The sequence below is a fragment of the Azospirillum picis genome (genome assembly GCF_017876115.1).
Lineage (GTDB): Bacteria > Pseudomonadota > Alphaproteobacteria > Azospirillales > Azospirillaceae > Azospirillum > Azospirillum picis.
The window spans coordinates 42,525-67,965 of sequence record NZ_JAGINO010000016.1; the positions used below are offsets into that span (position 1 = coordinate 42,525).

20 protein-coding genes are annotated in these 25,441 nt (G+C 68.9%); 17 read left to right on the forward strand and 3 right to left on the reverse strand.

From position 1 onward, the window contains the following. Positions 1-51: 51 nt before the first annotated feature. The 13 genes from J2850_RS20000 (at position 52) to J2850_RS20055 (ending at position 17,550) form a co-directional block, all read left to right on the forward strand. Positions 52-408: a DUF1799 domain-containing protein gene (locus tag J2850_RS20000; RefSeq protein ID WP_209985246.1), complete on the forward strand. Its 357-nt coding sequence runs from the start codon at positions 52-54 to the stop codon at positions 406-408. Next, positions 408-6,239, forward strand: a complete 5,832-nt coding sequence (locus J2850_RS20005; protein WP_209985248.1) for a tape measure protein — start codon at positions 408-410, stop codon at positions 6,237-6,239. Before J2850_RS20000 ends, J2850_RS20005 begins: the two co-directional genes overlap by 1 nt. After that, positions 6,236-7,804: a hypothetical protein gene (locus tag J2850_RS20010; RefSeq protein ID WP_209985251.1), complete on the forward strand. Its 1,569-nt coding sequence runs from the start codon at positions 6,236-6,238 to the stop codon at positions 7,802-7,804. The genes J2850_RS20005 and J2850_RS20010 overlap by 4 nt, the downstream gene beginning before the upstream one ends. Beyond that, positions 7,801-8,661, forward strand: coding sequence for a hypothetical protein (locus tag J2850_RS20015; protein ID WP_209985254.1), 861 nt, complete (start codon positions 7,801-7,803; stop codon positions 8,659-8,661). The genes J2850_RS20010 and J2850_RS20015 overlap by 4 nt, the downstream gene beginning before the upstream one ends. Continuing rightward, positions 8,658-9,914: a hypothetical protein gene (locus J2850_RS20020; RefSeq protein ID WP_209985256.1), complete on the forward strand. Its 1,257-nt coding sequence runs from the start codon at positions 8,658-8,660 to the stop codon at positions 9,912-9,914. The genes J2850_RS20015 and J2850_RS20020 overlap by 4 nt, the downstream gene beginning before the upstream one ends. Before the next feature lie 83 nt (positions 9,915-9,997). Further along, positions 9,998-10,354, forward strand: coding sequence for a hypothetical protein (locus J2850_RS20025; RefSeq protein WP_209985259.1), 357 nt, complete (start codon positions 9,998-10,000; stop codon positions 10,352-10,354). Positions 10,355-10,362: 8 nt separating this feature from the next. Further along, a complete protein-coding gene (locus tag J2850_RS32355) occupies positions 10,363-10,986 on the forward strand; it encodes a glycine-rich domain-containing protein (RefSeq protein WP_370878955.1) in 624 nt (207 codons plus the stop codon). Continuing rightward, a complete protein-coding gene (locus tag J2850_RS20030) occupies positions 10,986-11,564 on the forward strand; it encodes a hypothetical protein (protein ID WP_209985262.1) in 579 nt (192 codons plus the stop codon). The genes J2850_RS32355 and J2850_RS20030 overlap by 1 nt, the downstream gene beginning before the upstream one ends. Continuing rightward, positions 11,564-12,250, forward strand: coding sequence for a DUF4376 domain-containing protein (locus J2850_RS20035; protein ID WP_209985264.1), 687 nt, complete (start codon positions 11,564-11,566; stop codon positions 12,248-12,250). Before J2850_RS20030 ends, J2850_RS20035 begins: the two co-directional genes overlap by 1 nt. Before the next feature lie 187 nt (positions 12,251-12,437). Beyond that, positions 12,438-12,947 (forward strand): hypothetical protein, encoded by a 510-nt coding sequence (locus tag J2850_RS20040; RefSeq protein WP_209985268.1) that lies wholly within the window; start codon positions 12,438-12,440, stop codon positions 12,945-12,947. 110 nt (positions 12,948-13,057) lie between these two features. Further along, positions 13,058-13,969, forward strand: a complete 912-nt coding sequence (locus J2850_RS20045; RefSeq protein WP_209985270.1) for a ribose-phosphate diphosphokinase — start codon at positions 13,058-13,060, stop codon at positions 13,967-13,969. A 231-nt stretch (positions 13,970-14,200) separates the two neighbouring features. Beyond that, entirely contained in the window at positions 14,201-14,707 is a 507-nt protein-coding gene (locus J2850_RS20050; protein WP_209985273.1) for a hypothetical protein, read from the forward strand. Next, positions 14,707-17,550, forward strand: a complete 2,844-nt coding sequence (locus J2850_RS20055) for a bifunctional diguanylate cyclase/phosphodiesterase (protein ID WP_209985276.1) — start codon at positions 14,707-14,709, stop codon at positions 17,548-17,550. Before J2850_RS20050 ends, J2850_RS20055 begins: the two co-directional genes overlap by 1 nt. On the opposite strand, the gene J2850_RS20060 is transcribed toward J2850_RS20055, so the two are convergent. Together J2850_RS20060 and J2850_RS20065 are read right to left on the reverse strand one after the other, a co-directional pair. Next, entirely contained in the window at positions 17,457-18,119 is a 663-nt protein-coding gene (locus J2850_RS20060) for a GNAT family N-acetyltransferase (protein ID WP_209985278.1), read from the reverse strand. The genes J2850_RS20055 and J2850_RS20060 overlap by 94 nt on opposite strands. Beyond that, positions 18,116-19,432 (reverse strand): acetylornithine deacetylase/succinyl-diaminopimelate desuccinylase family protein, encoded by a 1,317-nt coding sequence (locus J2850_RS20065; RefSeq protein WP_209985281.1) that lies wholly within the window; start codon positions 19,430-19,432, stop codon positions 18,116-18,118. The genes J2850_RS20060 and J2850_RS20065 overlap by 4 nt, the downstream gene beginning before the upstream one ends. 221 nt (positions 19,433-19,653) lie before the next feature. On the opposite strand from J2850_RS20065, the gene J2850_RS20070 reads away from it, so the two are divergent. The 4 genes from J2850_RS20070 (at position 19,654) to J2850_RS20085 (ending at position 23,623) form a co-directional block, all read left to right on the forward strand. Continuing rightward, positions 19,654-20,508, forward strand: a complete 855-nt coding sequence (locus J2850_RS20070) for a 2-keto-4-pentenoate hydratase (RefSeq protein WP_209985285.1) — start codon at positions 19,654-19,656, stop codon at positions 20,506-20,508. A 107-nt stretch (positions 20,509-20,615) separates the two neighbouring features. After that, positions 20,616-21,629: a DMT family transporter gene (locus J2850_RS20075; protein WP_209985288.1), complete on the forward strand. Its 1,014-nt coding sequence runs from the start codon at positions 20,616-20,618 to the stop codon at positions 21,627-21,629. Between the two features lie 167 nt (positions 21,630-21,796). After that, a complete protein-coding gene (locus J2850_RS20080; RefSeq protein ID WP_209985291.1) occupies positions 21,797-22,252 on the forward strand; it encodes a DoxX family protein in 456 nt (151 codons plus the stop codon). Positions 22,253-22,324: 72 nt separating this feature from the next. Continuing rightward, on the forward strand, positions 22,325-23,623 hold the full coding sequence (locus J2850_RS20085) for a hypothetical protein (RefSeq protein WP_209985294.1): 1,299 nt from the start codon (positions 22,325-22,327) through the stop codon (positions 23,621-23,623). Between the two features lie 24 nt (positions 23,624-23,647). On the opposite strand, the gene J2850_RS20090 is transcribed toward J2850_RS20085, so the two are convergent. After that, positions 23,648-25,330: a methyl-accepting chemotaxis protein gene (locus tag J2850_RS20090; protein WP_209985296.1), complete on the reverse strand. Its 1,683-nt coding sequence runs from the start codon at positions 25,328-25,330 to the stop codon at positions 23,648-23,650. Between the last annotated feature and the right edge of the window lie 111 nt (positions 25,331-25,441).

Genomic DNA, 25,441 nt, shown 5'->3' on the forward strand with positions numbered 1-25,441 from the left:
GCCCGTCAACGCAACGTCTCTCCCCGGCCGACCGCGTCCGACTGGGAGGAGTTGACCGGCCAGCCGGCGGCATCCGACATCGAGGAGCGGTCGCCCGCGCCGGTGCCGGAAGTGGTGCGGGTCTGGTCGGGTGTCTGGCCCGTGTTTGAACTCTTCGTTGCGGCCGAGCGGGTCTGGCGCTATCCGCCCTTGGGCGGGCCGCCGATGGGGCTGGACTGGGGGCAGGTGCGGGCATTGGCGGACGGCTACGGGGTGCCGTGGAGCCGGGAAACGCTGACCCTGTTACAGGCTGCAGAGGCCGAGGCCGCCCGCATATGGACGGCCGAGTGGAAGCGCCGAAATCCGCCCACAGGTGGTCGGTCACGCCATATCCGGCGGCAACTCGGGGGGGCGTATGGAGAGGCGTGATGGTCGAAAATGACCATCACGCTTTTCTTTTGCGATGGCTCCCCGTGTCCAACACCATGAAGGTCGCCTTTCAGTTCGTCGCCGACGCCGGCGGCCTCGTCGGCGGCATCCGCGTGGCGCGCGATGAACTGGACCGGTTGGGCAAGGCAGCCGAGGCCGCTGCGAATGACACCGGCAGTGCCCTTCGTAGGGTCGGCGACGCCGGCGCCCCAGTCGTGCCGCTCGAAGCGCAGCGCCGCGCGACGCAGGGATTGTCGGCGGACATGGGCGAAGCCTCCGTGCGCGCCCGCGCCCTGCAACAGGCTGCCGCCGCCAGTGTCTCGCCCCATCGCAATGCCGCCGATGCCATCGCCGGGGCCGCCAATGCCGCACGCGGTTATGGTGGTGCGACGGAGCAGGCCGCGAAGGGCGCCTCAGGATTTGCGGGCACGCTTGGCACCGTGGCGACCGGTCTGCGGACGATGGTGGCAGCCCTGGCAGTCGACCGGGTGCTGGACATCGGAGCAGCTTTCATCAATGCCGCTGCAGCCTCCCAGCAGATGGAGCGCCGCCTTGCCGGCTTGGTCGGCAGCGGCGACGCCCTCGCCGAGAACCAGGAATGGCTATCGCGGACGGCTGATCGCCTTGGGCAGAGCACGTCGGTCCTTAGCGACAGCTACACCCGGTTGCTCAACCTGCAGCGATCCGGCCTCGTCAGCATGGACCAGGCGCGCGGCCTCACCGAAGGCTTGGCAAATGCGCAAGTCAAATACGCTGCGGATGCCGGCCGGATGGGTGACGTCATGTATGGCCTGTCGCAGGCCCTGGCGTCACCAACACTCCACATGGAGGAACTGAACCAGGTCACGGAACCACTGCCGGGGCTGCTGCTCGACCTCGACAAGGCGGCCGGGCAACCGACCGGTGGTTTCCGCAAGCTGGTTACCGAGGGCCGCGTCACGTCGGAGATGTTCCGCGACACGCTGCTGAAGGCGCTGAAGGGCTATGCCGGCGAGGCGGAGCGCGCGTCGGGCTCGGTCGAGGCGGCCTATCAGCGGATGGAGAACGCCCGCAACCGGTTCCTGGCCAACGGTGGCAAGCTGCTGGTCGACGGATGGACCAATCTGGTCAATGCCGGCACCGCCGGCATCAACCTCGCCGATCGTGGCCTGTCCTGGGCGCAGCGGCGGTCGACGGAAGGCGATCTCGCGGTCGAGCGCATCCAACTCGACAAGCTTCTGGCGCAGCGCCAGGAGTTGGAAGCGGCCCGGTCACGCTATGCATCTGGCGCCGGCGGGGTCTATGCCCGGCGCAACGTCGAGATGACCGACAAGGAGCTGGCGGGCGTCGAGGGCGAGATAGACAAGGTGCTGGCCAAGATCCGCCAGTTGGAAGGCAAGCTCGGCGACGCCAAGGACGGCTGGGCGCAAATGTGGGGCAGCGCCACGACCGGCGGGCGCACCGTGGTCGACGAGCTTGCGCCCAAGCTGGCCGACGTCGCCGGCGGCCTCGACCTGGTCGTGACCAGGGCCGGTCTGCTCACGAAATCCGAAGTCGAACTGCGCACACAAACCGATGTTCTGACGCGCGTGCTGGCCCTGCCGCCTGCGGAGCTGAAAAAGCTCGGCATCACGGCCGCCGACGCCAGCTTCATGCTCGACCAGCTAGCCGAGAAAAGCAGCGTGGTCGCCGCCGCGATCGCGGACTTGAACCGCGCCACGGCCACGGTGGGGGTCAGTCCGAAATGGCGTGACCTCTATTCCACCCTCGACAAAGCCGCGCAGGACAAAGGGCGTCCGCTGACCGATGACGAGAGCGCCGACCTGACGTCGGCATGGCGTAGGAAGCGCAATGCCGACAGTGCCGAGCAGGTGCGCCTAGCCAACGAGGCGGCAGCGGCGGCAACCAAACTGGCGCAGGCACAGGCGAGCGGCAGCCCTGCGACCGTGGCGGCGGCTCGGGCCGACCTGCAGGTGGCCGAGGCGCTGCGCGATGGTGTGATCGTCCAGGCCGACGCGGCCAGCTATCGGGCCGGCAAGCTGCGGGAGAACATGGCGGGGCTGGCCGGCCAAGCCGGCGAGGCCGCGACCGCGTCCAGCCGGCAGGCGCGCCAGCTACTGGAGATGGCCGCCGCCACCGAGCGGGGTGGCGCTGCCGTCGCCGTCACCACCCTGAAGCAGCAGATCGAGAACGAGACGCTGAAGGTCGGCGCCGGCGCCCACGGCGACCTGGCGAAGCGCCTGACCGAGGAAGACGCGGCGCGGCGCAAGCTGGCGGCTGCGCAGTGGGACCGCGACATGGATCTCCAGATCCAGGCGGCGCAGTCGCTGGCCGATGCCGAAGGCCGTGGCGTGCGGGCCGTCGCCGATGCGACGGCGGCAAACCAAGTTGCGGCACAGGTCGAGAAAGAGGGCGTTGCGGTCGACGGCGAGCGGGCCAAGGCGATCGGCGTCAAGACGGCCGAACTGGCCAAGTGGCAGGAACGGCAGACCTACCGCCGCTCGCTCCACGACGCCGACGACGACATCGCCCTGCTGCAGCGCGAGCTATCGCTGCAGGGAGAAGGGGAGACCATCCGCACCCGCACCCTGGAGCTGGCGCGGGCCGAGCTGGACATCCGCCGCCAGTTTCCCAACGCGACCGAGGACGAGATCGCTGCCCTGCTGCGCAAGCATGAGACGGCGATCAAGCTGCGAGAGGAGATCGCCCAGCAGCGGGGCATCTGGGACGAGCTGGGGCAGCTCGGCGAGCGTGCATTCGACCGGATCGGCAGCGCCATCACCGAAGCCTTCGCGCAGGGCACGGCCAGCACCATCAGTTGGGGATCGATCGCCAAAGCCGTCATCTCCGAGGTGGTGCAGGCGGCGCTGCAACTGGCGATCCTCAACCCGGCGAAGAACCTGGTGACCGGTGGCAATGCGCCGTCGATCTGGTCGGCATTCGGCGGCCAGCAGCAGTCCTCCGGCGGCGTATCCGGCGCGCTGACCAACACGGCGCTGTCCAAAGGCGCCGGTTGGGCGATGGACAAGGTCGGGTTGTCCGCGGGCATGGACACGCCGCTGTGGGGATCGGCGGTGTCGATGTCGTCGGTCGGCGGAGGCTCCACGGTCATCGCGACGGCCAACCCGATCATCGGGCAAGCGACGGGCGCGGTGCAGGCCGGCAGCCTCAACGCCGCCAATGGCGTCGTGAATGCCGGCAACACGGCGGCGCTTAATGCCAGCTACAGCGGCACCGCCAGCGGTGCGGCCGGGACGGCGGGCGCCACGCTGGGCAGCGTGCTGGGCACCGCTGGCATCGGCGCCGGAGTGGGCGGGCTGCTGGGCGGCTGGCTTGGAACGAACAGCAACAGCAAAGTTGTGGGCGGCGCGGCGGGTGCCGCCAGCGGCGCCGCTGCGGGCGCACTGGCCGGTACGTTCATCTTCCCCGGTGTCGGCACGTTGCTCGGCGCACTGATCGGCGGCGGCGGCGGCTTACTGGGCGGCCTGCTGGGCACGCAGAAAATGTCGGTCGGTCCCAACAGCTCCGCTGAGCTGCACTACTCGCGAACCGGTGTGTCGGCCGACACCGCCCTCGCCGACAATGGGGCCGACGCCTCGGGCATCCAATCGGTGGCGCAGGGCATCGCCACGTCGGTCAACACCATCATCAGCGGCATCGGTGCTCAGTTTGCTGCGTCCACCCGACAGACTGACCTTGCCGCCGTGCGCTGGTTCCAGCAGGGCGGCAAGTGGTACGTCGATCCGCGGGACGGCAGTGGTGGTCGCCAGGAGTACGGGTCGCAGGAAGCGGCGATTGCCGGCCTGATCAAGTGGACCATCCAGCGCCTCGACCAGTCTGGCGCCGTCTCCGGTGTGTCCGGCGATGTCCGTACAGCCCTGAAGAACACCAAGGCCACAAATGCCGAGGACTTGGCGAACGACCTTCAGTTCGCGTCCACCTTCCGGAACCAGATCGACGCGATGAATGCGTCGATGGATCCTGTCAGCAATCAGCTTAAAACGTTCACGGAACAGGCGAAGACCCTCGGCGACCAGATCAAGACGAATATTACCGACTGGAGGACTAAGGCCGCCGAGTTGGGCTTGGCGACCGAAGATGAACTGACGGTGGCGGCGCGGCGCGGCATCGAGGCGCTGATGGGGATCACCCCCGCGGCGCAATCGCTGACCGGCCTTGCCGCCGTCTCGAAGCAAGCGGAGATCAACGTCGAGGCATTCCGGCCGGCCTTGGCATCGCTCGGCTACACCGCCGAGGAACAGGCGTCGCTGATCGCCCGCTATACCCAGAAGCTGACGGACGATTACACCAGCTCCGTCCAGCTTGTGCAGCGGCAGGGTATGGCGGCGGTATCGGCTTTGACCGATCCTACTGCGACGTTGGCCATAGCCGACCGGTTCCGGACGTCCCTTGGTCTGGACCCGACGACCTCGGCCGTGAAGGGGCTGGTGACCACCTTCGACAGCGTCGAGCAGTCCGCCCGAACCGGCACATTGTCCATGGCGCAATTGAAGGCGGCATTGTCGCAGGTCGATACGGCGCTGATGGACGGCACGGTGTCGGCCGAGCAGTACACCAACCTGGTCACGAGCCTCACCGCCGCCTGGACTACGGCGCAGGCCGTGCTGTCGGCCCAGCGCCAGGGGCGGATCGCCGTTGAGCAGGCCATCGACCCGACCTGGCGGCCGGACCTCACCACGCGCTTTGCGGAGGCTGGACTGTCCGATGCCGTCGCGGCTGCCCTGCGCCCGACCTTTGCCGCCCTGGTCGACGCCGCAGGACGTGGCGAGGCCACGGCCGGCCAGATGCGATCCGCCCTGGTCGCGCTGGATGGGCAGTTGTCGGCCGGCACCATCACGGCCGACCAGCACCGTTCGACGATCAACCTGCTGACGGCGGCATGGGCCGACAGTGCGGCGGCGGCCACGGCGGTGACGGAAGCGGAGAAGACAAAGGCGGAAGCGGAGATCTCGACGCAGACTGCGATCGTCACCAGTTGGACCCGCATTCGCGACCAGGCGCGCTCCGCCATCAACTCCCTACAGATGGACAACAGCCTGTCGACGCTGGGCACGAAGGCAAAACTCGACTTCGCTGAAAGCCAGATGAACGACGCATACAACCGCGTCCTGACGGCGGCCAACGACAACGACCGGTCCTCGGCAGCGGATGAGTTTGGTTCGTTGTGGCGCCCGTACCTGGAGCAGGCCCGGTCCTACTATGCCAGTCAGCCGGAGTACGAGGCGCGCGAGCAGAAGGTGCTGTCCCTGCAGACCACGATCGCCGGACGGGCCAGCGATCAGGTCGACACCGCCACCCGCGCGTTGGGCGTCGCCGAGAAGCAGCGTGACTATCTGGCTTCGATCGACGGGCGGCTTGCCTCCGGTGCCTCGTCGGCCGGTCCCAGCGTGCCGGCGAGCAACAGCGGACCGGGCACCTACTTGGGAGAGGCGGGCCACAATTATCGTTGGATCCAGCACCCCGACGGTAACTGGAGCATCGAGCAGTACGCCACCGGCGCCGCCGCATTGGGCCAGGGTGTCTACCACCGCCCGACCCGGTTCCGGGAACTCGGGGAAGCCGGGCCGGAAGCGATCATGCCGCTGGCCAATGTCGGCGGGCGGTTGGGCATCCATGCCGTCCTGCCCGGCTCGTCCGCCGCGTCGGTCGACCTGGTGCCTGTGGTGGCTGCGGTCGGCGGCACGACGGGCGCCGTGCTGGAGATCGGCAGCATGATCGCCGACCGGCTCGACACCATGATCGGCTTGTCCGGAGCCATCCTGCGCGAACTGGCAGATAGCCGCCGCGTCACGCGCGACCTAGTCACGCTGCTGGAACGGCGGGCCGCATGACCGAGGAAATCGCCTGGATTGCCGAGTTCGACTACCAGCGCCCATCGGGTGTTGCGGAGACGCTGCACCTGTCGCGCGGCGCGGTCCGGCCGATGCCTGCATCCGACCCGGACCGGCCGAACCAGAAGTACCGTAACAGGCTGGTCGAGGTGCCGAGCTATCAGACTCGCGCGCTGTCCGACCCCAGCACCTTGGGCGGTTCCATCGGGACGGGCAACCTGACGGTCAGCAATGCCGACGGGGCGTTGAGCTATCTGCGTGACTGCCGGCCGGTGGCCGTGCGCGTCTGGCGTGGCGTCTCCGGCCGGCCGCTGGTCGCCTGGCGGCAGATTGCCGCCGCCCGTCCCGGCCCGCTGCGCTGGGAGATCGGCAGCGGCGACCAGGCCGGCCGGGTGTCGATCCCGATCCTGGATGCCCGCGCCGACCTGGAGGACGCGATCCTGGATGCCACCTATGCCGGCACGAACAGCGGCGCCACCGGCTATGAGGGCGAGGTGGGCGGCATCAAGGGGCAGACCAAGCCGATCGCCTTGGGTGACCTGACCGATGCCCATGTCCCCGGTGTGTGGGTCAACCAGCCCGCCAGCGTAGCGCAACTCCACGATGGCGCAGATGCGGGTCCTATGGCGGCGGTAACGGCCATCTGGGATCGGGGCGGGAATGCTCAGTTGACGGCATTGTCGGATCGCACCGGTAGTGCCTTCGACACCGCGGCGCTGACGTCGACGCAGTACGTGACCGACCTTGTCCGCGGGTACTGCAGGATCGGCGGGACCTTGGGAGCGCAGCCGACTTTCGGCCTGCGCGGTGCGGCTGCCGCCGGCGACACCGCACCGTCGATCCTGCGGTGGTTGCTGACGCGTCGCGGCCACGGCACCCGTATCGGCGCCAGCCTGGCGGCGTGGGCAGCTCCCGCCAAGGTCGGAGTGTGGCTGGAGCAGCCGTCGAGCTACCGTGAGGCTTGGGACCCGATCGCCGCCTCGGCCGCCGCGTGGGTGCTGCCGGACGCCACCGGCCAATGGCAAGTCGGCACCTTGGCCGCCCCGCTGGGAGCGCCGGTGCTGTCGTTGTCGGAGCGCAAGATCAAGGAGCTGTCGGTCGCCGACGCCACGATCGCGCAGCCGGTTTGGAAGGTGACGGTTCGCTGGGGCCGCATCTACCGCACCTTTGCCCGCAATGACTTGGCCGCCGTGGTGATCGGCACCGCCGCCGAAACACGGTTGGCCGAGGAATGGCGGTCGGCAGTCGCCAAGTCGCAAGCGGTCAAGACCCTCTGGGGTGACCAGGCGCGCGAGATCACCATCGACACGGCCCTGCGGTCGGAGGCCGACGCCGAGGCTTTGGCGGCGCAACTGCTCGCCCTGTTCGGTCCGCGCCCCGACGGCAGTCCCCGGCAGTTGCTGCGCGTTGCGACGGAGATGACGGACCCGCTGCTCGACCTCGCCCACGGCCAGGAGGTTGCCCTGTCCTACCCGTTGGAAGGGTTGACGGGAAGCTGGGCCGTGTGGGGCAAGCGGCCGGCCGCCCCTGATGACCACCTGATCGAGTTGGAGTTGTTCGGATGAGCGGGCAAGATCGCGGCGCCCTGTGCCGTATCCTCGACCGCAATTTGGCCCTTGAAGGGACGTTGCGCGGCAACGGTTGGGTGCATCTGGACGACGTGCTGATGCCGACCGTGATCGAGGACGTGGCGCGTTGGACGTCGAGCGGCATTGCCACGCTCGACATCGTGACGCCGGCGCGCGATCCGGTTACCGCCCTGATGGTGTCGGGCACCACCCTGCGGCGGGATGTCCGGGTGAGGATCACCTATGCCCTCGACAACAACGCGCAGGTTCTGGCGCCGGGGGCGCCGGCACCGGTCTGGCGACGTGCACTCGGCCGGGCATGGCAGCGTAAGAGCCTCGACTGGTCGGCACGCAACTGGTGGATGGGACGTCCCAGCGCTCGCGACATGGCCGGCTATGCGGTGCCCATCATTGACCTGCCGCCGCGCTGCCGGCCGGCCGTGACGCGGATTGAAATCGACAATGGCGGCGACCCGTTCGACCTCGGTCACCTCTTCCTCGCCGCCGCGCTGGTGCCTGAGTGGGGGTTCGACTGGGGCCGCGATATCACACCGCAATCCCGATCCAAGCTGGACGTCACTCCTGGTGGCGGACGGATCGTCGCCTATCAACGCCCCCAGCGCGTGCAGACGCTCACCTTCGAGGATCTGACGGACGACGAGGCCGCCGCCTTCCAGGATCTGAGCATGCGCTTGGACAAGGTCGGCCCGGTTGCCGTGATCCCGGAGCCTAAGAAGACCCGCCACGTCTGGCGTGAGGCATACGTGGGCTTTTTGGCCGAGAGCGTGACCCGGCGCCAAGTCGCCAACGATCTGTGGCGGGCGTCGCTGAAGGTTGAGGAGATGGTGGGATGACGATTGGTTGGGCCGATGCAGTCCAGAAGTTGGTGAATGGGTACTGGAACAGCGATCCTGTCGGGCCGGACAATCTTGGGGGCTTCGATGAGGCTGTGGACGGCAGCCGCGCTGGCCACGAGGAGAACTTTCCGGCAGCGCTGGAAGCGGTTGGGGTAGCTGCACAGTATGTCGGTCAAACGGCGCAACAGGCGCAGGAGGCGGTGAACACAATCGCGGCGTCGCAGTCCACACTCTCCCTGAATTGGGATGCCGGCACGGCCGATGCTGATCCAGGGGCTGGAGAGGTGCGAGCCTCCATCGCCAGCCTGACCGCCGGCAACTACACCCTCTATGTCAGCGTCACCAATGCGGATGGCGGCGATGCGACCAATGTGCTCGCCGGCTATGCCGCCAGCACGTCGGCGACCAAAGGCCGGCTCCGGCTGGTCACGGTTGGGAACAGCAGCCGCTATGTCGACGTCAATGTTACCGGGATTGCGACGGCGACGGGCTATCGCAAAGTGTCGGTGGCTTATGTAGCCGGCCCTGGCGGCTTTGTGGCGGGTGATCGGCTTGCACTCGGCTTTGCGCGGACGGGCGACAAGGGTGATATCGGCAATACCGGCCCGACCGGTCCCGCGCCCACCATCGTTTCGACCTCCACCACCAGCTTAGCGATCGGCACCGGGTCCAAGACGCTTGTGACCGCGGTCGGCCTCGGCCTCGGTGTCGGCGCCAACATTCTGGTAGCGAGTACGGCCAACGCCGCAAACTGGATGTACGGCCCCATCACGGCGATCGCCGGCACCAGCATCACATTCAACTGCACCCTCACCGGCGGGTCCGGCACTCTGGCGAGTTGGAACGTCAGCCAAAGCGGCGTGCAGGGACCAACCGGTGCAACTGGCCCGGCGGGAGCGGCTGGCGCTGGGTCCGTCTGGTACGGCACCTCTGCGGGGACCGCAAATGCGCAGACTCTTTCCGGCCCGCTGGCGGCTCTGACGGGCCATCCCTCGATCGAATTCATCGCCGGCTACACGAACACCGCGGGCCTGATCCTGACCGTCGGCACGACAGCGGCAACAGCCGTGCGCACCGCTGCCGGCGCCGTGCTGACCGGCGGCGAGGTGGTGGCCGGCACGAAATACGAGGCGACCTATGACGGCAGCTATTGGCGCCTCGACGGCTCGGCCGGTGCTGCCGGCGGCTTTGACTTCGCAATGCTGATGGCAATCGGCGGCGGCGTCAATATCCCCTATCTCGGCAAGTAAAGGACTAGATAATGGCTACGAACACTTCCCCTGTTTTTGCGGGTGCGCCGCGGAGCTTCACGATTACGCTACCCCCTGGAGTAATGGCAAACACCGCCGGCAATACTCCAACGGGCGTGACCACGCTCGGGACCATCGGCGCGGCCGGTGGTCAAGGCGGGTGGTGTCGGATCACTCCGCTCGCCACAAATACGGCCGCCGTCGTATGCGTCCTCAAACGCAAGGCCGGCGAAGCCGCGAACATCTGGCACCTGATCGCTGCTCAGTATGTCGGTGCGACCACGATCAACGCCACCACCGCCCCGGTTCCCCAAAGCATCGCCAGCATCGCTGGAATGGACTTCGAGGCGGGTGACGTGCTCGGCATCGGCTCGTGGGCCACGCTGACCGCCTCCTGTGAGGTGGACCTCGGCTGGTACGACCTGACCAAGCCCGCGTGAGGTGAGCCATGAGTATTCGTGATCCTCTCGGAAGCAGACTGAGTGTGCGCCGACGCTTTGTCGGTAGCACTTTCTTTTGCAGCACTTCACTTACCGGCACGATTAGCTGCCCCGTCCCTGCCGGGGTGGATAGCTGCGATATTATTGCAGTCGGCGGCGGCGGTGGATGCTGGGGCGGTCGTGGTGGATCGGCTGGTGGCATGGCCATACGCAGGAATAAGGCAGTTGTTCCGGGTCAGATCATTCCGGGAACAATTGGGCAAGGTAGTGCCGCACAAACTGAACCAGATGTGAAAGCGGGTTCTACCACGGTAGATGGCATGACGGCGGAGGGCGGTCTAGGCTGCACCACATATGGCCTTGGAGGCGCCGCCTACGGTGGGGATATCAATCTTAACGGAGGCATGACGTTTAATGGTAACGGAGGCGGCCTGCCTTCCCCAGCCTGGATCGTAACTGACCCCGCTGCAACTTTCAACGACTCCGGCGGCCCATATATTCACCCCAGCTTCAAAGGCCGTTCAGGGGGACCACCAGAACTTCCAGGTGCTGGGGCAAGATACGCCAGTTTCAATTCTGCAGGAGCCAACGGCGGTATCTTCTTCTTCTGGTACGTGACGGAGGCGGTGTGATGGGTTTCCTCGGACAAGGGCTTCAGCGCACACGGCGCGATGCGCCCGGAACGCTGCAATTCGCAGGGATGGACTACATCACGGCGGCAGGCGCATTTAACTGGCTTGTGCCAGCCTACATAGACGTGATCGACATCATCGCGGTGGGTGCGGGCGTATCAGCTATCAACGGGGGCGCCGTTTACGGAGCATCAAGCCCCGTGTCGCAGCGAGTGGGTAAATCAGTCACTCCGGGTCAGAGTATTACTGGAACGATTGGAACAACTGTGTCGGTTGACGGAATGTCGCTGAATGATGCAGCCACCAATATCTACGTAGTTCAACCCGCAGGTGTTGGGGGAGACGTCAATTTTCCTGGCTTTCAGGAGAGTAATGGGCCGGCTGATATCTACTCACTCACGGGAAACCTTATCGGACCAAGTATTGATGGAAGCGCACGCATTAACCGATCATATAGTCCCACCGCGCAGTATAGCGGCACCTTCCCCGGCGGTGGGGCATCTAGGGGAATTGGGTCTACACCGAACTACGGCGGCTCCGCCGCTGTGTTCTTTGTAATGTTCCGGAGGGTCAGGTAATGGCTTACTGCAAGATCAACCTCGAAACCCTCGCCGTCGTCAGCGGCCCGGAAGATCTTCCCCCGGCGCTCATGGGTTTGCTTCCAGAGTCCTTGGTCGATCTCGGCTGGACTGACCCCGCTCTGGGGATGATCGGTTGCGGGTACTGGCTGACAACCGAAGAGGCTGTCGAGCTCCCGTCGGCGCTCACCCACCAGATCGTCGCCGATCCTGATCGGGCGCCCCTGGTCGATGAGGACGCCAAGAGCATCACCATGCCGCGCAAGGTGGTGCCTCTGCCGGCCGATGTGCTGGCGGCCAATCTGGCGGCACGCCAGGGAGCCAAGGTGGACGCGATCAATGTGGAGCGGGACCGCCGCTTGGCGCTTGGCGTGACACACGGCGGTAAGACCTTCGGGACGGATGTCCTGACGCGCACGGACCTGGGGGGCATGGCCACCACTGCGGCTCTTGTGCTGGCCGGCGCGCTCGACTGGCCTGACAGCTACGCCCAAGGCTGGATCGCCATGGACAATAGCAGGCTCCCGCTGCCGGCCCCGCAGGACGGCATCGCCCTGGCCGCTGCGGTCGCCGGCACCTATAGCGCGGTGGTGCAGCACGCCCGCGATTTGATGGACGCCGCCCTTCAATCGAATGAGCCCGAGGCGATCGACCAAACCCTAGGTTGGCCACAGCAAGCCCGTTGACCGACGTCAAACCATTGTGCGCGTCACGTCAAACCAAATTTCGCGCCACAGGGGGCCGGTTGGGTGCGCCACTCTAAAGAGGTTCTCCGGCAGCGTCGATGCATGCACGGGCTTGAGCGGAGCCGATACCCCGTGCCGTGCGTTGTTGCATGTCATGGGAAAGACGGCAGACGGGAGTTCGACGGCAATGTTCCAATCGGCGGCGCGAGGGATGTACCGGCTGGCGGCGGTGACGCTGACCCTGTTCTCCCTGCTGTTCATCGGGCTGTCGGCGCTGACGGTGGTGGAGGGGGTCGTGGCGCTGAACGCCGCGACCCTGACGTCGGCGATGCTCGACGGGGTCGGGATGATCGTGCTGGCGATCGCCGTGTTCGAGATCGCCAAGTACCTCTACGAGGAGGAGATCGCCCGCGACCGCGAGCTGCGCCGCGCCGACGAGGCGCGCCGGACCCTGACCAAGTTCCTGACCACGATCATCGTCGCCTCGAGCCTGGAAGGGCTGGTCCTGGTGTTCGAGGCGAGAACCTCGGAGATCTCCGAGATCGTCTATCCGGCCATCCTGCTGGCGGTCGTCACCCTGCTGGTGGTCGGGCTCGGCACGTTCCAGTGGATGACGCGCCGGGCCGAAAGCATCCCGGTCGATCCCAGCGCCTCCGAAGCCGACGAGGCGGAGGACGACAAGCGCACGGAGGCATAGGCCGACACGGCGAGCCGTCCCGGCAGCCCTCGACCGTTCGGCGTCATTGACCCGCCCGCCAAGCCTGCGCCAAGCTTGCCGCCATCCTAACTGGTGCAGGGGGAAGGGTCATGGCCCGCGATACGGGCAACTACACCGGAGTCTACGGCTTTCCGGATTCCGAGGCGGCGGCGCGCCGGCTGGCCGAGGCGCTGGGCATCCCCTGCCATATCGCCGAGCTGCACCGTTTTCCGGACGGCGAGAGCCTGGTCAGGCTGCCGGAGCCGGTGGAGCGCGCCATCGTCTACCGGTCGCTCGACCGTCCGAACGACAAGCTGGTGGAACTGACGCTCGCCGCGTCGGTGCTGCGCCGGCAGGGGGCGACCGACCTGTGCCTGGTGGCGCCCTACATGGCCTACATGCGCCAGGACGCGATCTTCCGCCCGGGCGAGCCGGTCAGCCAGGCGGTTGTCGGAGACTGGCTGGGGCGCTGTTTCGACCGGTTCGTCTGCGTCGAGCCGCATCTGCACCGCACCCATACCCTGGACGAGGTTTTCGTCGGCCGTCCGTCCGTCTCGCTGAGCGGTGCCGCGCCGATCGCCGACCATCTGCGCCGGCAGGGCGTGGCGCCCGGTACCGTGATCATCGGCCCAGACGAGGAGTCCGCGCCGCTGGTGGAGGCGGTGGCCGGTCCGCTGGGCCTCGCCGCCATCGTCGGGCGCAAGGAACGGCGCGGCGATCGCGACGTCACGGTGACGCTGCCGGCGGATTCTCGCCTGGCCGGACGGCCGGCGGTGATCGTCGACGACGTCATCAGCTCCGGCGAAACCATCTTCTCCTGCGCGCGGGCGGCGCTGGCGCAGGGGGCGGAGGGGGTGCGGGTCTATGGCGTCCATGCGCTGTTCGGCGACGCGGTCGCCCAGCGTTTCCTCGACGAAGGGCTGGGCCGGCCCCTGTCCTGCGACGGCGTACCGCACCCGTCCAATGCCCTGGCGCTCAGCGGCCTGATCGCGGACGCGATCCGCAGCTTCGCAGCGACCTGACCGCGGGCCTCCGGGGGCCCCTGGCACTTGCTCCCCACAAGACGGGCCACATGCCCCCGCCGGCCGGCGGGCGGCATCGCGGCGGTGCGCACCCTGGCAGGCGCGTCCGGTAATGCTTAGGATTGGAGGCGATTTTGATGTAAGCTGAAGGGGTCCGCGCTGCCCGGGGGTGGTATGGCGGCGGAGCGGGCAGCGGCACATGACGGGGCCGGCGGTGAGCGGAGGCGAGGGATGGCCAGGGTGACGGATGTCGTGCTTCGGATGGCGCGCAAGCTCACCGAGGATATCGCCAACCTGGGCCGGCAACGCGCCGCGGGAAAGCCCCGGACCTTCCCGCGCTTCCGTGAAATCCGTGCCGCCTACCTCGACATCCAGGGGCTGGTCTTCTCCATCCAGGAAAAGCTCGACGCCGCGGGCAAGGAGCTGCCCCCCAATTTCCCGCAATGGGTGACCCGGCAGAAGCTGACCGCCATCGCCATCTTCACCGACATCAGCCATTCCTTCATCAGCGATCCGCCCCTGGCCCTCACCGCCTCGCTCGGCGCCTTCGACGTGCTGGTAGCGGAGCAGAAGGCCTTCAACGAGACGCTGCACAGCTTCGACACGATGCTGATGGAGGCCGGCATCGACGACAAGACCGCCGACGAGCTCGACGCCACGCGGACGAAGATCGAGCAGATCCTGGGCATGATCGAACGGCTTCTGAAAAGCAGCCCCAAGATCCTCGAGGAGTTCTGATGGACGGGCCGGCCGCCGATCCTGCCGCAGGCAGCGCGCCGGCTTCGCAGTCCGGCCTTCACGGCGACCACCCCCCCGGCCCCCGGCCGTCACGCCGCCATTTCCGGCCGCCCACGACCCTCGTCCTGACGGTGCTTGTCCTCGCCGTCGGGGCGGGGCTGTCGGTGCTGGCATGGGACCAGAGCAGGCGATGGCTGCATGCCGAGGAGGTTCACCGCTTCTCGGACCGGGCGGAGGAATTGCACAGCCGGTTGGCGGAGCGGGTGAGGCTGTACGAACAGGTCACGCGCGCCGCCGCGTCCCTGGTTATGGCCTTCCCGGCGCTGGGTTGGCGCGACTGGAGCCGCTTCGTGGAAGCGCTGGACGCGCCTGGCCGCCATCCGGGCATGACCGCCGTCGCCTATGCCCGTGCCGTTCCGCCCGGCGGCTCCGGCGACCTCGTGGCGTCGATGCGGGCCGTCGGCCTGTCGGATTTCCGCATCTGGCCGGACCGGGGCGGCGACCGGGCGGGCGACGGGGCCGAGCGGCTGGTGAATGTTTTCGCGGCGCCGGTGAACGAAGCCAACGTCCGCGCGCTCGGCTTCGACATGATGTCGGACAAAGTCCGGCGGGCCGCCATCGAGCAGGCGCGCGACAGTGGCGAGCCGTCGGCGACCCCGGCCGTCACGCTGAAGATCGACGAGGCGGCCGGGGTGAAATCCGCCTTCATCGTCTATCAGGCGACCTACCGTGGCGACCCCCAGCCGCCGTCCGTCGAGGCCCGGCGGGCTGCCTTCACCGGCGTCGCGCTGACCCCGGTGCGCATCGGCCCGCTGATGGGGCGGCTGCTGGAGGATCGGCGCCCGGACATCGGGATCGAACTCTACGACGCACCGCCGACCGCGGGGGATTTCCCGCTGTACCGCAGTCCCCAGCTTCCCACCGCCAGGCAGCCGGCGTCGTCCGCCGCCATCGCCATCACGCGGGAGCTGCCGGTCGGCGGCCGGGCCTGGACCGTCCGCTATGTGGACCTGCCCGCGGCCTCCCCGGCGGCGGGCTGGATGCCGCCGGCGGTGCTGGCGGGCGGGCTGGTGCTCAGCCTGGCATTGGCGGCGATGCTGCGCGTGATGATGGCGACACATACGCGCGCCCTGGCCATGGCGCAGCAGATGACCGCCTCGCTGCGCCTCCAGGAGGCCGAGCGCAGCCGGCTTTTCACCCAGGCACCGCTGGGCATCGCGCTGATCGGCGTGGACGGCACGGTGACCGATTGCAATCCCGCCTTCGCCGCCGCTGCGGGCATGGAGCGCGGCGACCTGCTGGGCGTCGATGCCCGGCTGCGCTTGGCCGACCAGGCGGCCGTCTTCGCGCTGGACGCGGCGCTCCAGGGCGAAAGCGGGCGGCTGGAAACCGACCAGCCGCTGCTGATCGGCGGGCGGCGCAGCCATTTCAGCCTGCATTTCCAGCCGGTCACCGTCGGCGGCGACCTGAAGTTCGTGCTGGCCTTCGCCGAGGATACCGGCGAGAAGCGGCGGGCGGAGCAGCATATCCAGTACCTTGCCCATTTCGACGCGCTGACCGGGCTGCCGAACCGCGTCCTGCTGTTCGACCGCCTGGCCCAGGCCCTGCGCGAGGCGCGGCGCGACGGCGGCAGGGTGGCGGTGCTGTTCATCGACCTGGACCGCTTCAAGGTGATCAACGACAGCCTGGGCCATTCCTTCGGCGACGAGGTGCTGCGGTCGGTGGCGCAGCGGCTCCAGGCCGGCTTGCGCGACTGCGATACGGTCGGGCGGCTGGGAGGTGACGAGTTCCTGATCGTCGCCCGCCGGATGGCCGTGCCGGACGATGTGGCCCGCATCGCCGGGAAGGTGGTGGCCCACCTGGCCAGCCCCTTCGCCGTCGGTGGCCGGAACTTCGTGGTGACGCCCAGCATCGGCATCAGCCTCTATCCCGACGATGCCGAGGATCCGGAGGGCCTGATCCGCTGTGCCGACATCGCGATGTATCACGCCAAGGAGCATGGCCGGAACAGCTTCCGTTTCGTCACGCGGGAGATGGGTGCCAGGTCGCGGGAGCGGCTCGACCTGGAGGGCAACCTGCGCCGGGCCATCCAAGAGGGCCAGCTTTTCCTGGTCTACCAGCCCCAAGTCGATACCCTGTCGGGGCGGATCGTCGGATTCGAGGCGCTGGTCCGCTGGCGCCATCCGGAGGAGGGGCTGATCATGCCCGGCCGCTTCCTGCCGGTGGCCGAGGAGAGCGGCCTGGTGCTGGCGATGGGCGACTGGGTGCTGGGCGAGGCCTGCGCCCAGATCCGGCGCTGGAAGTCGAGATTCAGCCTGTCGGTCCCGGTGGCGGTCAACGTTTCCGGCGCCCAGTTCCGCGACGGCCAGTTGCCGCTGAAGGTCGCCCATGCGCTCGACATCAACGGGCTGAGCGGGCCGGAGCTGGAGATCGAGGTGACGGAAGGCACGCTGATCGGCGACGTCGAGGCGGCGGCGGCAACGCTGACGGCGCTGAAGCGGCGTGGCGTGCTGATCGCGTTGGACGATTTCGGCACCGGCTATTCCAGCCTCAGCTACCTGCACCGGCTGCCGATCGACAAGCTGAAGATCGACCGCTCCTTCATCCACGACCTGTCCACCGGCGCCAGCGACTCCTCGGTCCCCCGCGCCATCGTCGGGCTTGGCCGCAGCCTGGGACTGTCGGTGATCGCCGAAGGGGTCGAGACGCAGGAGCAGCTCAGGCTGCTGCGCGACCTGTCCTGCGAAAGCTACCAGGGCTTCCTGTTCAGCCGTCCCGTGCCGGTGGAGGAGGTGGAGCAGTTGCTCGGCCGGCGGGAAGCGGGCGAGCCGGTGCCGGCCTGACGCGCCCGCCAGTCTTCCCGGGTGATCTCCCACAGTTCCGTCTCAAGCCGACCGGCAACATAGTCGCGCATCTCGATGCCGACGAGCCGCATGCCCATGCGCTCCGACAGGCGGCTGGAGGCACGGTTCGCCACCGCCTTGGGCACGCGCAGGACCGGCCGCCCCAGCGTCTCGAACCAGAAGCCGGTGACCGCCTCGGCGGCCTCGGCCATCAGCCCGCGGCCCTGCCAGGGCAGCCCGAGCCAGAATCCCCGGTTGTTGTCCTCCTCCAGCATCAGGCTGATCGCGCCGATCACGTCGTCCGGAGCCTCGCGCAGGCGCAAGGTCCAGTGCCATTCCTCGCCACGGGCCGCGGCCGGCAGCGCCACGTCCCGGACATAGCCGAGCGCGCCGTCGGGCGGGTAGGGCCAGGGGACACGGTCGTTCAGGTGGCGCACGATCTCCCACCGCGGGAACAGCCGCTGGATGGCCGCGGCGTCGGCGATGGCCAGCGGCTGCAGCACCAGCCGGCTGGTGGCGAGCCGCGGCGCGGCCGGGAGCAGGGCGTCGCCGTCGCAAGGCGCCGTCATGTGGCGGAGGCGCGGGAGGGGCGGCCGAGCAGATCCAGGGTCGCCAGCGCCATCACCTGTGCCGAATGGACCATGTCGTCGATGCCGACCCATTCGTCGGGCTGGTGGGCGAGGTCGAGGATGCCGGGGCCGTAGGCGATGCAATCCTTCAACTGGCCGACGCGCACCACATGCTTCTGGTCGTAGGTGCCGGGGGACACCACGCGTTCGGCCGGCCGGCCCAACACCGCCTCGATGGCGGCGGCCACCGCCTGCACGACCGGCGCCTCGGCGTCGGTCATCGTCGGCAGGAAGGCCAGCACCTCGCGCAAGTCGTAGTCGAAGCCCGGCCGGATGCGGCGCAGGTCGTCCAGGATGGCGACGATCTCGCCGCGCACCGTTTCCGGATCCTCCTCGATCAGGTAGCGGCGGTCGATCACCATGCGGCAGCGGTCGGGCACCATCGGGCTCGGCAGCCCGCCGTGGTCCTCGGCCTGGCCGCCGTGGATGGCGTTGATGTTGATGGTGGACTGGCGCGCCCCCTCCGGCACCACCGGCATGCCGGTGCGCCTGGCGGCGAGGCGGGGGATCAGCTCCGTCTCGATCCGGTGCAGCACGGCGCCCATGTGGCGCACCGCGCAGTTGCCGAGGAAGGGCATGGAGCCGTGGGCGACGCGGCCCTTGGTCTCGATCTCCGCCCACCAGACGCCGCGATGGCCGACGCAGACGCGGTCGACGTTCAGCGGTTCCGGGATGATGACGTGGTCGACCCGCGGCCGGGAGAAGTATCCCAGCCCGGCCAGATGCCCGACCCCGCCGTAGCCGCCCGACTCCTCATCCACGGTGCCGGAGATTTCCAGCGCGCCGGCGGTCAGCCGCCCCTCGTCCAGCAGCGATTCCACCGCGATGATCGAGGCGGCGATGCCCCCCTTCATGTCGCAGGCGCCGCGTCCGTAGACCCGGCCGTCCCTGACCAGGCCGCCGAAGGGATCGACGGTCCAGCCCTGGCCGGCCGGCACCACGTCGATGTGGCCGTTGAAGTGGATACAGGGGCCCGGCCGCGGCCCCTCGATGCGGGCCACCACGTTGGTGCGCGGATAGCGGTCGCTGTCGCCCGCCGCCCCTTCCGCCCGCACATACCCGACGGTGAAGCCGCGGGCCGCCAGCCGGCGGCCGATCAGCTCGGCGCAGTCGGTGTAGGCATCACCGGGCGGGTTGACGGTGGGGATGCGGATCAGGTCGCGCGTCAGCGCCACCAACTCGTCGCGGCGCTCCTCGATCCGGCGGAACAGGCTTGCGGTGGCGGCATCGGCGGCCGGTCGGTCGGGACGCATGGGCTCTCCCGCGAAGATTGCGGGCCCAGTGTCCCCCGAACCGGACGGTCAGTCCACCCCGCCTTTCGGAAACGTTGCAGTCCGTTATGTTGCGATGCACTTTCCTGGTGCGGCCCTGCCCGTTGGAGTGTGACCGGTTCAGGCGGACTCACTCGAACCGTGAATCGCACGGGAAAACAATGGCCGGAGTCGCGCCGCCCCTCTACCGGAGACGCCGTGCCATGACCGTTGTCCACCCCCATGGGCTCAGCGCCCCGACCCTGACCGATGCCGAGATCGCCGGCATCGCCGCAAGCTTCGTCGATGCCCGCCGTGGTGCCACCGCGCTCGCCGACTTCCCCGGCCCCCTGCCGGCCGACCTCGCCACCGCCTACGCCATCCAGGCCGCGGCGATCGCGGGGTGGGGTGACGAGGTCGCCGGCTGGAAGGTGGCGCGCGTGCCGCCGGCCCTTGAGGAGAGGCTGGGCGCCATGCGCTACATCGGCCCGGTCTTCGCCCGCGGCATCCGCCGTTTCGACGGCGGCGACCTCTCCTTCCCCGTGATCCCGGGTGGCTTCGGCGCGGTGGAGGCGGAGTTCGCCGTGCAGGTCGCCGCCGATGCGCCGGCCGACAAGCTCGATTACAGCCCGGCCGAGGCCGGCGCCTTCATCGGCGCCGTCCACGCGGCCATCGAGGTGGCGGGGGGACCGCTGGCGCCGGTCAACGACCTCGGCCCGACCGCCGCGACCTCCGTCTTCGGCAACAACACGGCGCTGATCGTCGGCGAGCGGGTCCCGACCGACGACGAGGGCGGAGGCACCGCGGGCGCCGACGCGCTGAGGGCCGAGGTGCTGATCGACGGCCAGAGCGTCGGGGTCGGCAGCACCGCCAAGCTGCCGGGCGGCATCGCCGCGGCGCTGGCGGTGGCGTTGGGCACGGCCGCCCGGGTCGGCCGTCCGCTGAAGGCAGGACAATGGGTGTCGACCGGCGCGCTCACCGGTGTCCATGCCATCGCCATCGGACAATCGGCGCGTGTCTGCTTCACCGGCTTCGCGCCGATGAGCGGGATCGCCGTCGCCGCCATGCCGGCCGAGTGAGTTCGACCCTTCACCATCCGTGCCGCGGATGGCGCAATCCTGGGTCCGACCGGGGGCATGGCGACCCGCCTTCTTGACGGAAGCCAACGGGAGGCGGGGGTGCTTCAATGGCGCCCCTCCTCCCATCGCCCCTGCACGAGACCCACCCCTTGTCCCAGCCGAGCGCCGCGTCCGAGGCCACCCCCCTCAATCAGCCGTCTCTGCAGCCGTCCCTGCAGCCGTCCCTGCCGCCGGCGCGGCTGTTCGCCGGCGTGGCGCTCGCCGTCCTCGGGGTCATGGCCTTTTCGCTGCGGCCGGTCATCATCAAGCTGGCCTACCGGTACGACGTCGATCCGGTGACGCTCATCATGCTGCGCATGGTCTTCTCGCTGCCGTTCTTCCTGGCGATGGCAGCCTGGTCGGGGACGCGGGGCGGGCGGAGCCGGGTCAGCGGGCGCGACTTCGCGCTGACCGTCGGGCTGGGCATCACCGGCTATTACGCCGCCAGCTTCTGCGATTTCCTGGGCCTGCGCTACGTGTCGGCGGGGATGGGGCGGCTGTTGTTGTTCCTCTACCCCACCATCGTGGTGGTCCTGTCGGCACTGTTCCTCGGCAAGCGGATCGGCCTGCGCGAGGTGGTGGCGCTGGTGGTCTCCTATGTCGGTGTCGCCCTTGTGGTGTGGTCGGAGGTCGGGACCGGCCATCCCGACTTCATGACCGGGGCCGGATTGGTCTTCCTGGGCGCCTTCCTCTACTCGGTCTACCTGGTCGGCAGCAGCCGGGTGGTGCAGCGGATCGGCTCCATGCGCTTCACCGCCTACGCCATGACGGCCGCCAGCCTGTGCTGCATCGCGCAGTTCCTGGTGCTGCGGCCGCTGTCGGCACTCGACCTGCCGATGCCGGTCTACGGGCTGTCGGCGCTGATGGCGGTGGCGTCCACCGTCCTCCCGGTCCTGATGACGGCGGAGGCGCTGCGCCGGGTCGGCCCCAACCTGGTGGCGATGAGCGGCGCCATCGGCCCGGTCTCGGCCGCCGTTTTCGGTTATCTGGCGCTGGCGGAACCGATGGGCTGGCTGCAGGTCGTCGGCGCTGCGCTGACGGTCGCCGGCGTGATGATCATCACCCTCTGGAAGACGCCCTGACCCTGTCCCGGGCCGACCCCGCGGTCGCGACGGCAGGATCGATCGGCGTGCCGGCGGCCGCCTTCCGGGTTGGATGGAATAATCGCCGCGGTGGCGGCGTCGCACATGACCTGAACAACATGCCGCCGGCACGGACCGGCGGCGGGGACCGGAAAGGGATGAGAGAGATGATGAACAATGCCACCGACGCCGGCTGGACCGACCGCAGCGTCGGCGCCGGCCAGGACGCCCTGCTGCTGGCGGCGCGCGTGCTGCTGGGCGCCATCTTCGTGCAGAGCGGCTTCGGCAAGCTGATGGCGCTGGGAGGCTTCATTTCCGGGCTGGAAAGCCAGGGCGTGCCGGCCGCCGCCGTGCTCGGGACCATCGGCGCGCTGGTCGAGGCGTTCGGCGGCCTGGCCGTGGTGCTGGGGGCCTGGACCCGCCTGGCGGCGCTGCTGGTCGCCGTCTTCACCGTGGCCGCCACCCTGATCGCCCACCGCTACTGGGATGCGGCACCGGAAGCGGCGAAGATGCAGCAGATCCAGTTCATGAAGAACCTCGCCATCATCGGCGGCTTCCTGTCGCTGGCCGCATCCGGCGGCGGGCGCTTCAGCATCGACGGCTGGCGGATGGGGCGCCGCTGACCTGACGTTCGGTTGCCGCCGGACGGGAGAGGGGCCATATCTGGCTCTTGTCAGAACCCGCCGGCGGTCCCGATGTCCTTGCGTGCCCATGTCCAGCAATCGGCCAAGCGACTGGCCAGGAAACTGTCCGGAAGGGGCCGCGGCATCGCGGTGGCGGGGGTGTTGCTGCTTGGCGCCTCGGCCGTGACGGCGGTTCCCGCCGCAGCGGCGCCGGCCGCCTCCGACCTGGCACAGAAGACCTGCGGCGTCCTGACCAGCCGCGTCGACGAGGTTGCCGGGCGCGGCCCGCTGTTCCTGCGCAGCTACGACAATGCCTTCGCTCCCGGCCCGACCAGCGAGCCGGCGCTGTCGACCGCCGCCTTCACCTACGACAATGCGCTGGCGATCATGGCGCTGACCGCCTGCGGCCGGCAGAGCCAGGCGCTGCGCATCGGTGAGGCGCTGCTGGACGCCGTGTCGCTCGACCGTGCCGGCTACAAGGGCCGGCTGCGCAACACCTACCGCGCCGGTGCGCAGAGGCAGCGGCCGATCCCGCCCAACGGCTGGTGGGATGCCGTCGGCAACCATTGGGGCGAGGATCCCTATCAGGTCGGCACCGCCACCGGAAACGTCGCCTGGGCCGGGCTGGCCCTGCTGACGCTTGCCGAGGCGACCGGGCAGGACAGGTTCCGCGACGGTGCGGCCGAATTGGCCCGCTGGGTGGTCGACAACGCCCGCGACCCGCGCGGGCCCGGCGGCTTCACCGGGGGCGTCCAGGGCTTCGACGACGCGCCGCAGCCGCTGACCTGGAAATCCACCGAACACAATACCGACCTCGCCGCCCTGTTCGGCTGGCTGGGAGGCGACTTCGCCGCCCCCGCGCGCGAGGCGCGGGGTTTCCTCGATGCCATGTGGCAGGCCGGGAACGGCCATTTCCCGATCGGCACCACGCCCGACGGGGTGACGGCGAGCATCGCCACCTCCGGCCTCGACGCCCAGCTCTGGCCGCTGCTTCTGCCGGGGGCGCCGGCCGGATGGCGGGAGGCGTTGGCCTATGCCGAGCGGGCGCACGGCGCGGATGGCGGTTTCGACTTCAACGACGACCGCGACGGGATGTGGGTGGAAGGCACCGCCCAGGCGGCCTTGGCCTACCGCGCCGTCGGCCGCCCGACGGACGCGGAGCGGCTTTTCGGCGAACTGCTGAAGGAGATCAGCCCGGGCGGCTACCTCTACGCCACCCGTCCGCAGGTCCTGACCACCGGCCTCGCCATCGGCCCCGACAGCAAGACCGACGACTTCCTCTATTACCGCCGGCCCCACCTGGGGGCCACGGCCTGGGCGTCGCTGGCGTCCCTGGGGTGGAACCCGTTCACCGGAAAGAAGATCCCCTGACCGCGGCCCGGATCGGTGCCTGGTTCAGCCCGCCCGGATCTGCGACAGGAAGCCCTCCACTTCCCGGTGCATGGCTTCGGACTGCCGCGAGAGCTCCCGCGCGGCGGACAGCACCTGGCCGCCGGCCGTCTCGGTCTGCGTCGCCACGCCTGTCAGGTCCGAAAGGCTCTGCGACACGCTGACGGTGGCATGCGAGGCCTGCTGGATCGCCCGGCTGATCTCCTCGGTGGTGGCGTTCTGCTCGACGATCGCGCCGGAGATGGCGGTGGCGATCTCGTTCATGCGGGCGATGGTGACGCCGATGCCCCGGATCGCCCGCACCGCGCTGTCGGTGACCGACTGCATCGCCTGGATCTGGGTGGCGATCTCGTCGGTGGCGCGGGCGGTCTGGCTGGCCAGGCTCTTCACCTCGCTCGCCACGACGGCGAAGCCTTTGCCCGCCTCGCCGGCACGCGCCGCCTCGATGGTGGCGTTGAGCGCCAGCAGGTTGGTCTGCGCGGCAATGTTGCTGATGAGCTGCACCACCTCGCCGATCCGCTGGGCGGTCTGGGACAGGTCGCCGACCACCGCGTCGGTCTGTTCGGCCTCCTTCATCGCCGCTCCGGCGACGGCGGTGCTCTGGTCGACCTGGCGGGCGATCTCGGCGATGGAGGCGTTCATCTCCTCCGTGGCGGCGGCGACGGCCTGCACGTTGGCGGAGGTCTGTTCCGACGCGGCGGCGGAGCCGGTTGCCTGATGCATCGACTGCTGGGCGATGCCGCTCATGCTGCGGGCCGTGCTCTCCAGTTCGGTGGCGGCGGAGGATACCCCCCGCAGGATGCCGGAGATCGCGCTGTCGAAGGCGCGCAGCAGCCCTTCGCGGCGGGTTGCCACGGTCAGCGCCTCCTCGCGCCTGCGGTCGGCGTCGGCCTGGGCCGCCCGTCCCTGCACCAGCCCCTGGCGGAAGCCCTCCACGGACCGCGCCAGCTCGCCGATCTCGTCCTTGCGGGCGATGCCGTGGACGGGGACGTCCAGCGCACCGCCGGCCATCCGCCGGACCTCCAGCATCAGGGCGCGCAGCGGCAGGACCAGCCCGGCGCGCGAGATCATGAGCGACGCCAGCAACCCGATGCCGAGCGCCAGCGCCGCCGCGACGGCCAGGGTGGTTTCCATCGTCCGGGCAAGGCTCGCCGCGTCGCTCACCGCGGCGTCGGTGCGCTTCGTCACGTCGGCGTTGTAGATCTTGACCGCGTCGGTCAGCGCCATCTGGCCGTTGCGGCTGTTCTTCAGCCCGTCCAGGATCATCCCGCGGTCGTTGCCGGCCGCCGCCGCCTTGGCGGTGTCGATCATCGCATGGACATTGGCTTCGTAGCCGCGGAACCCGGCACGGATCGCGTCGACCTTCGACGCCCCCTCGGGCGGAGTGCGCGAGGCCAGCGAGTCCAGCCGCCCGTTCATCTCGGCGATCCGCTTGTCCGCCTGAGCGGTGAAGGTCCCGGCCTGGGCGGGATCATTGCCCAGCTCATATTCCATCCGGCTCAGCGCGATGATGTCGATGCGCATGTCGAAGGCGTCGAGCTGTTCCTTCTGCGTGCGCACCAGTTCCGCCACCGCCTGCTCCGTGCGGTTCAGGGCGTAGAAGCCGGCGGCGGCGGTCACCACGGAGAAGAGGCCGACGATGGCCGCGGCGGCGGCCGTTTTCGTTTGGATGGGCCAATCGGCAAGCATGTCCTTCACCTTGCTTGGACAATGGTCTGTGCAGGCACGGGTGCCGCTGCAGGTCCATGGATGGAATGGGGAAGCATCCGCGCTTTAATGAGAGCCATCCGAGCACAGCAT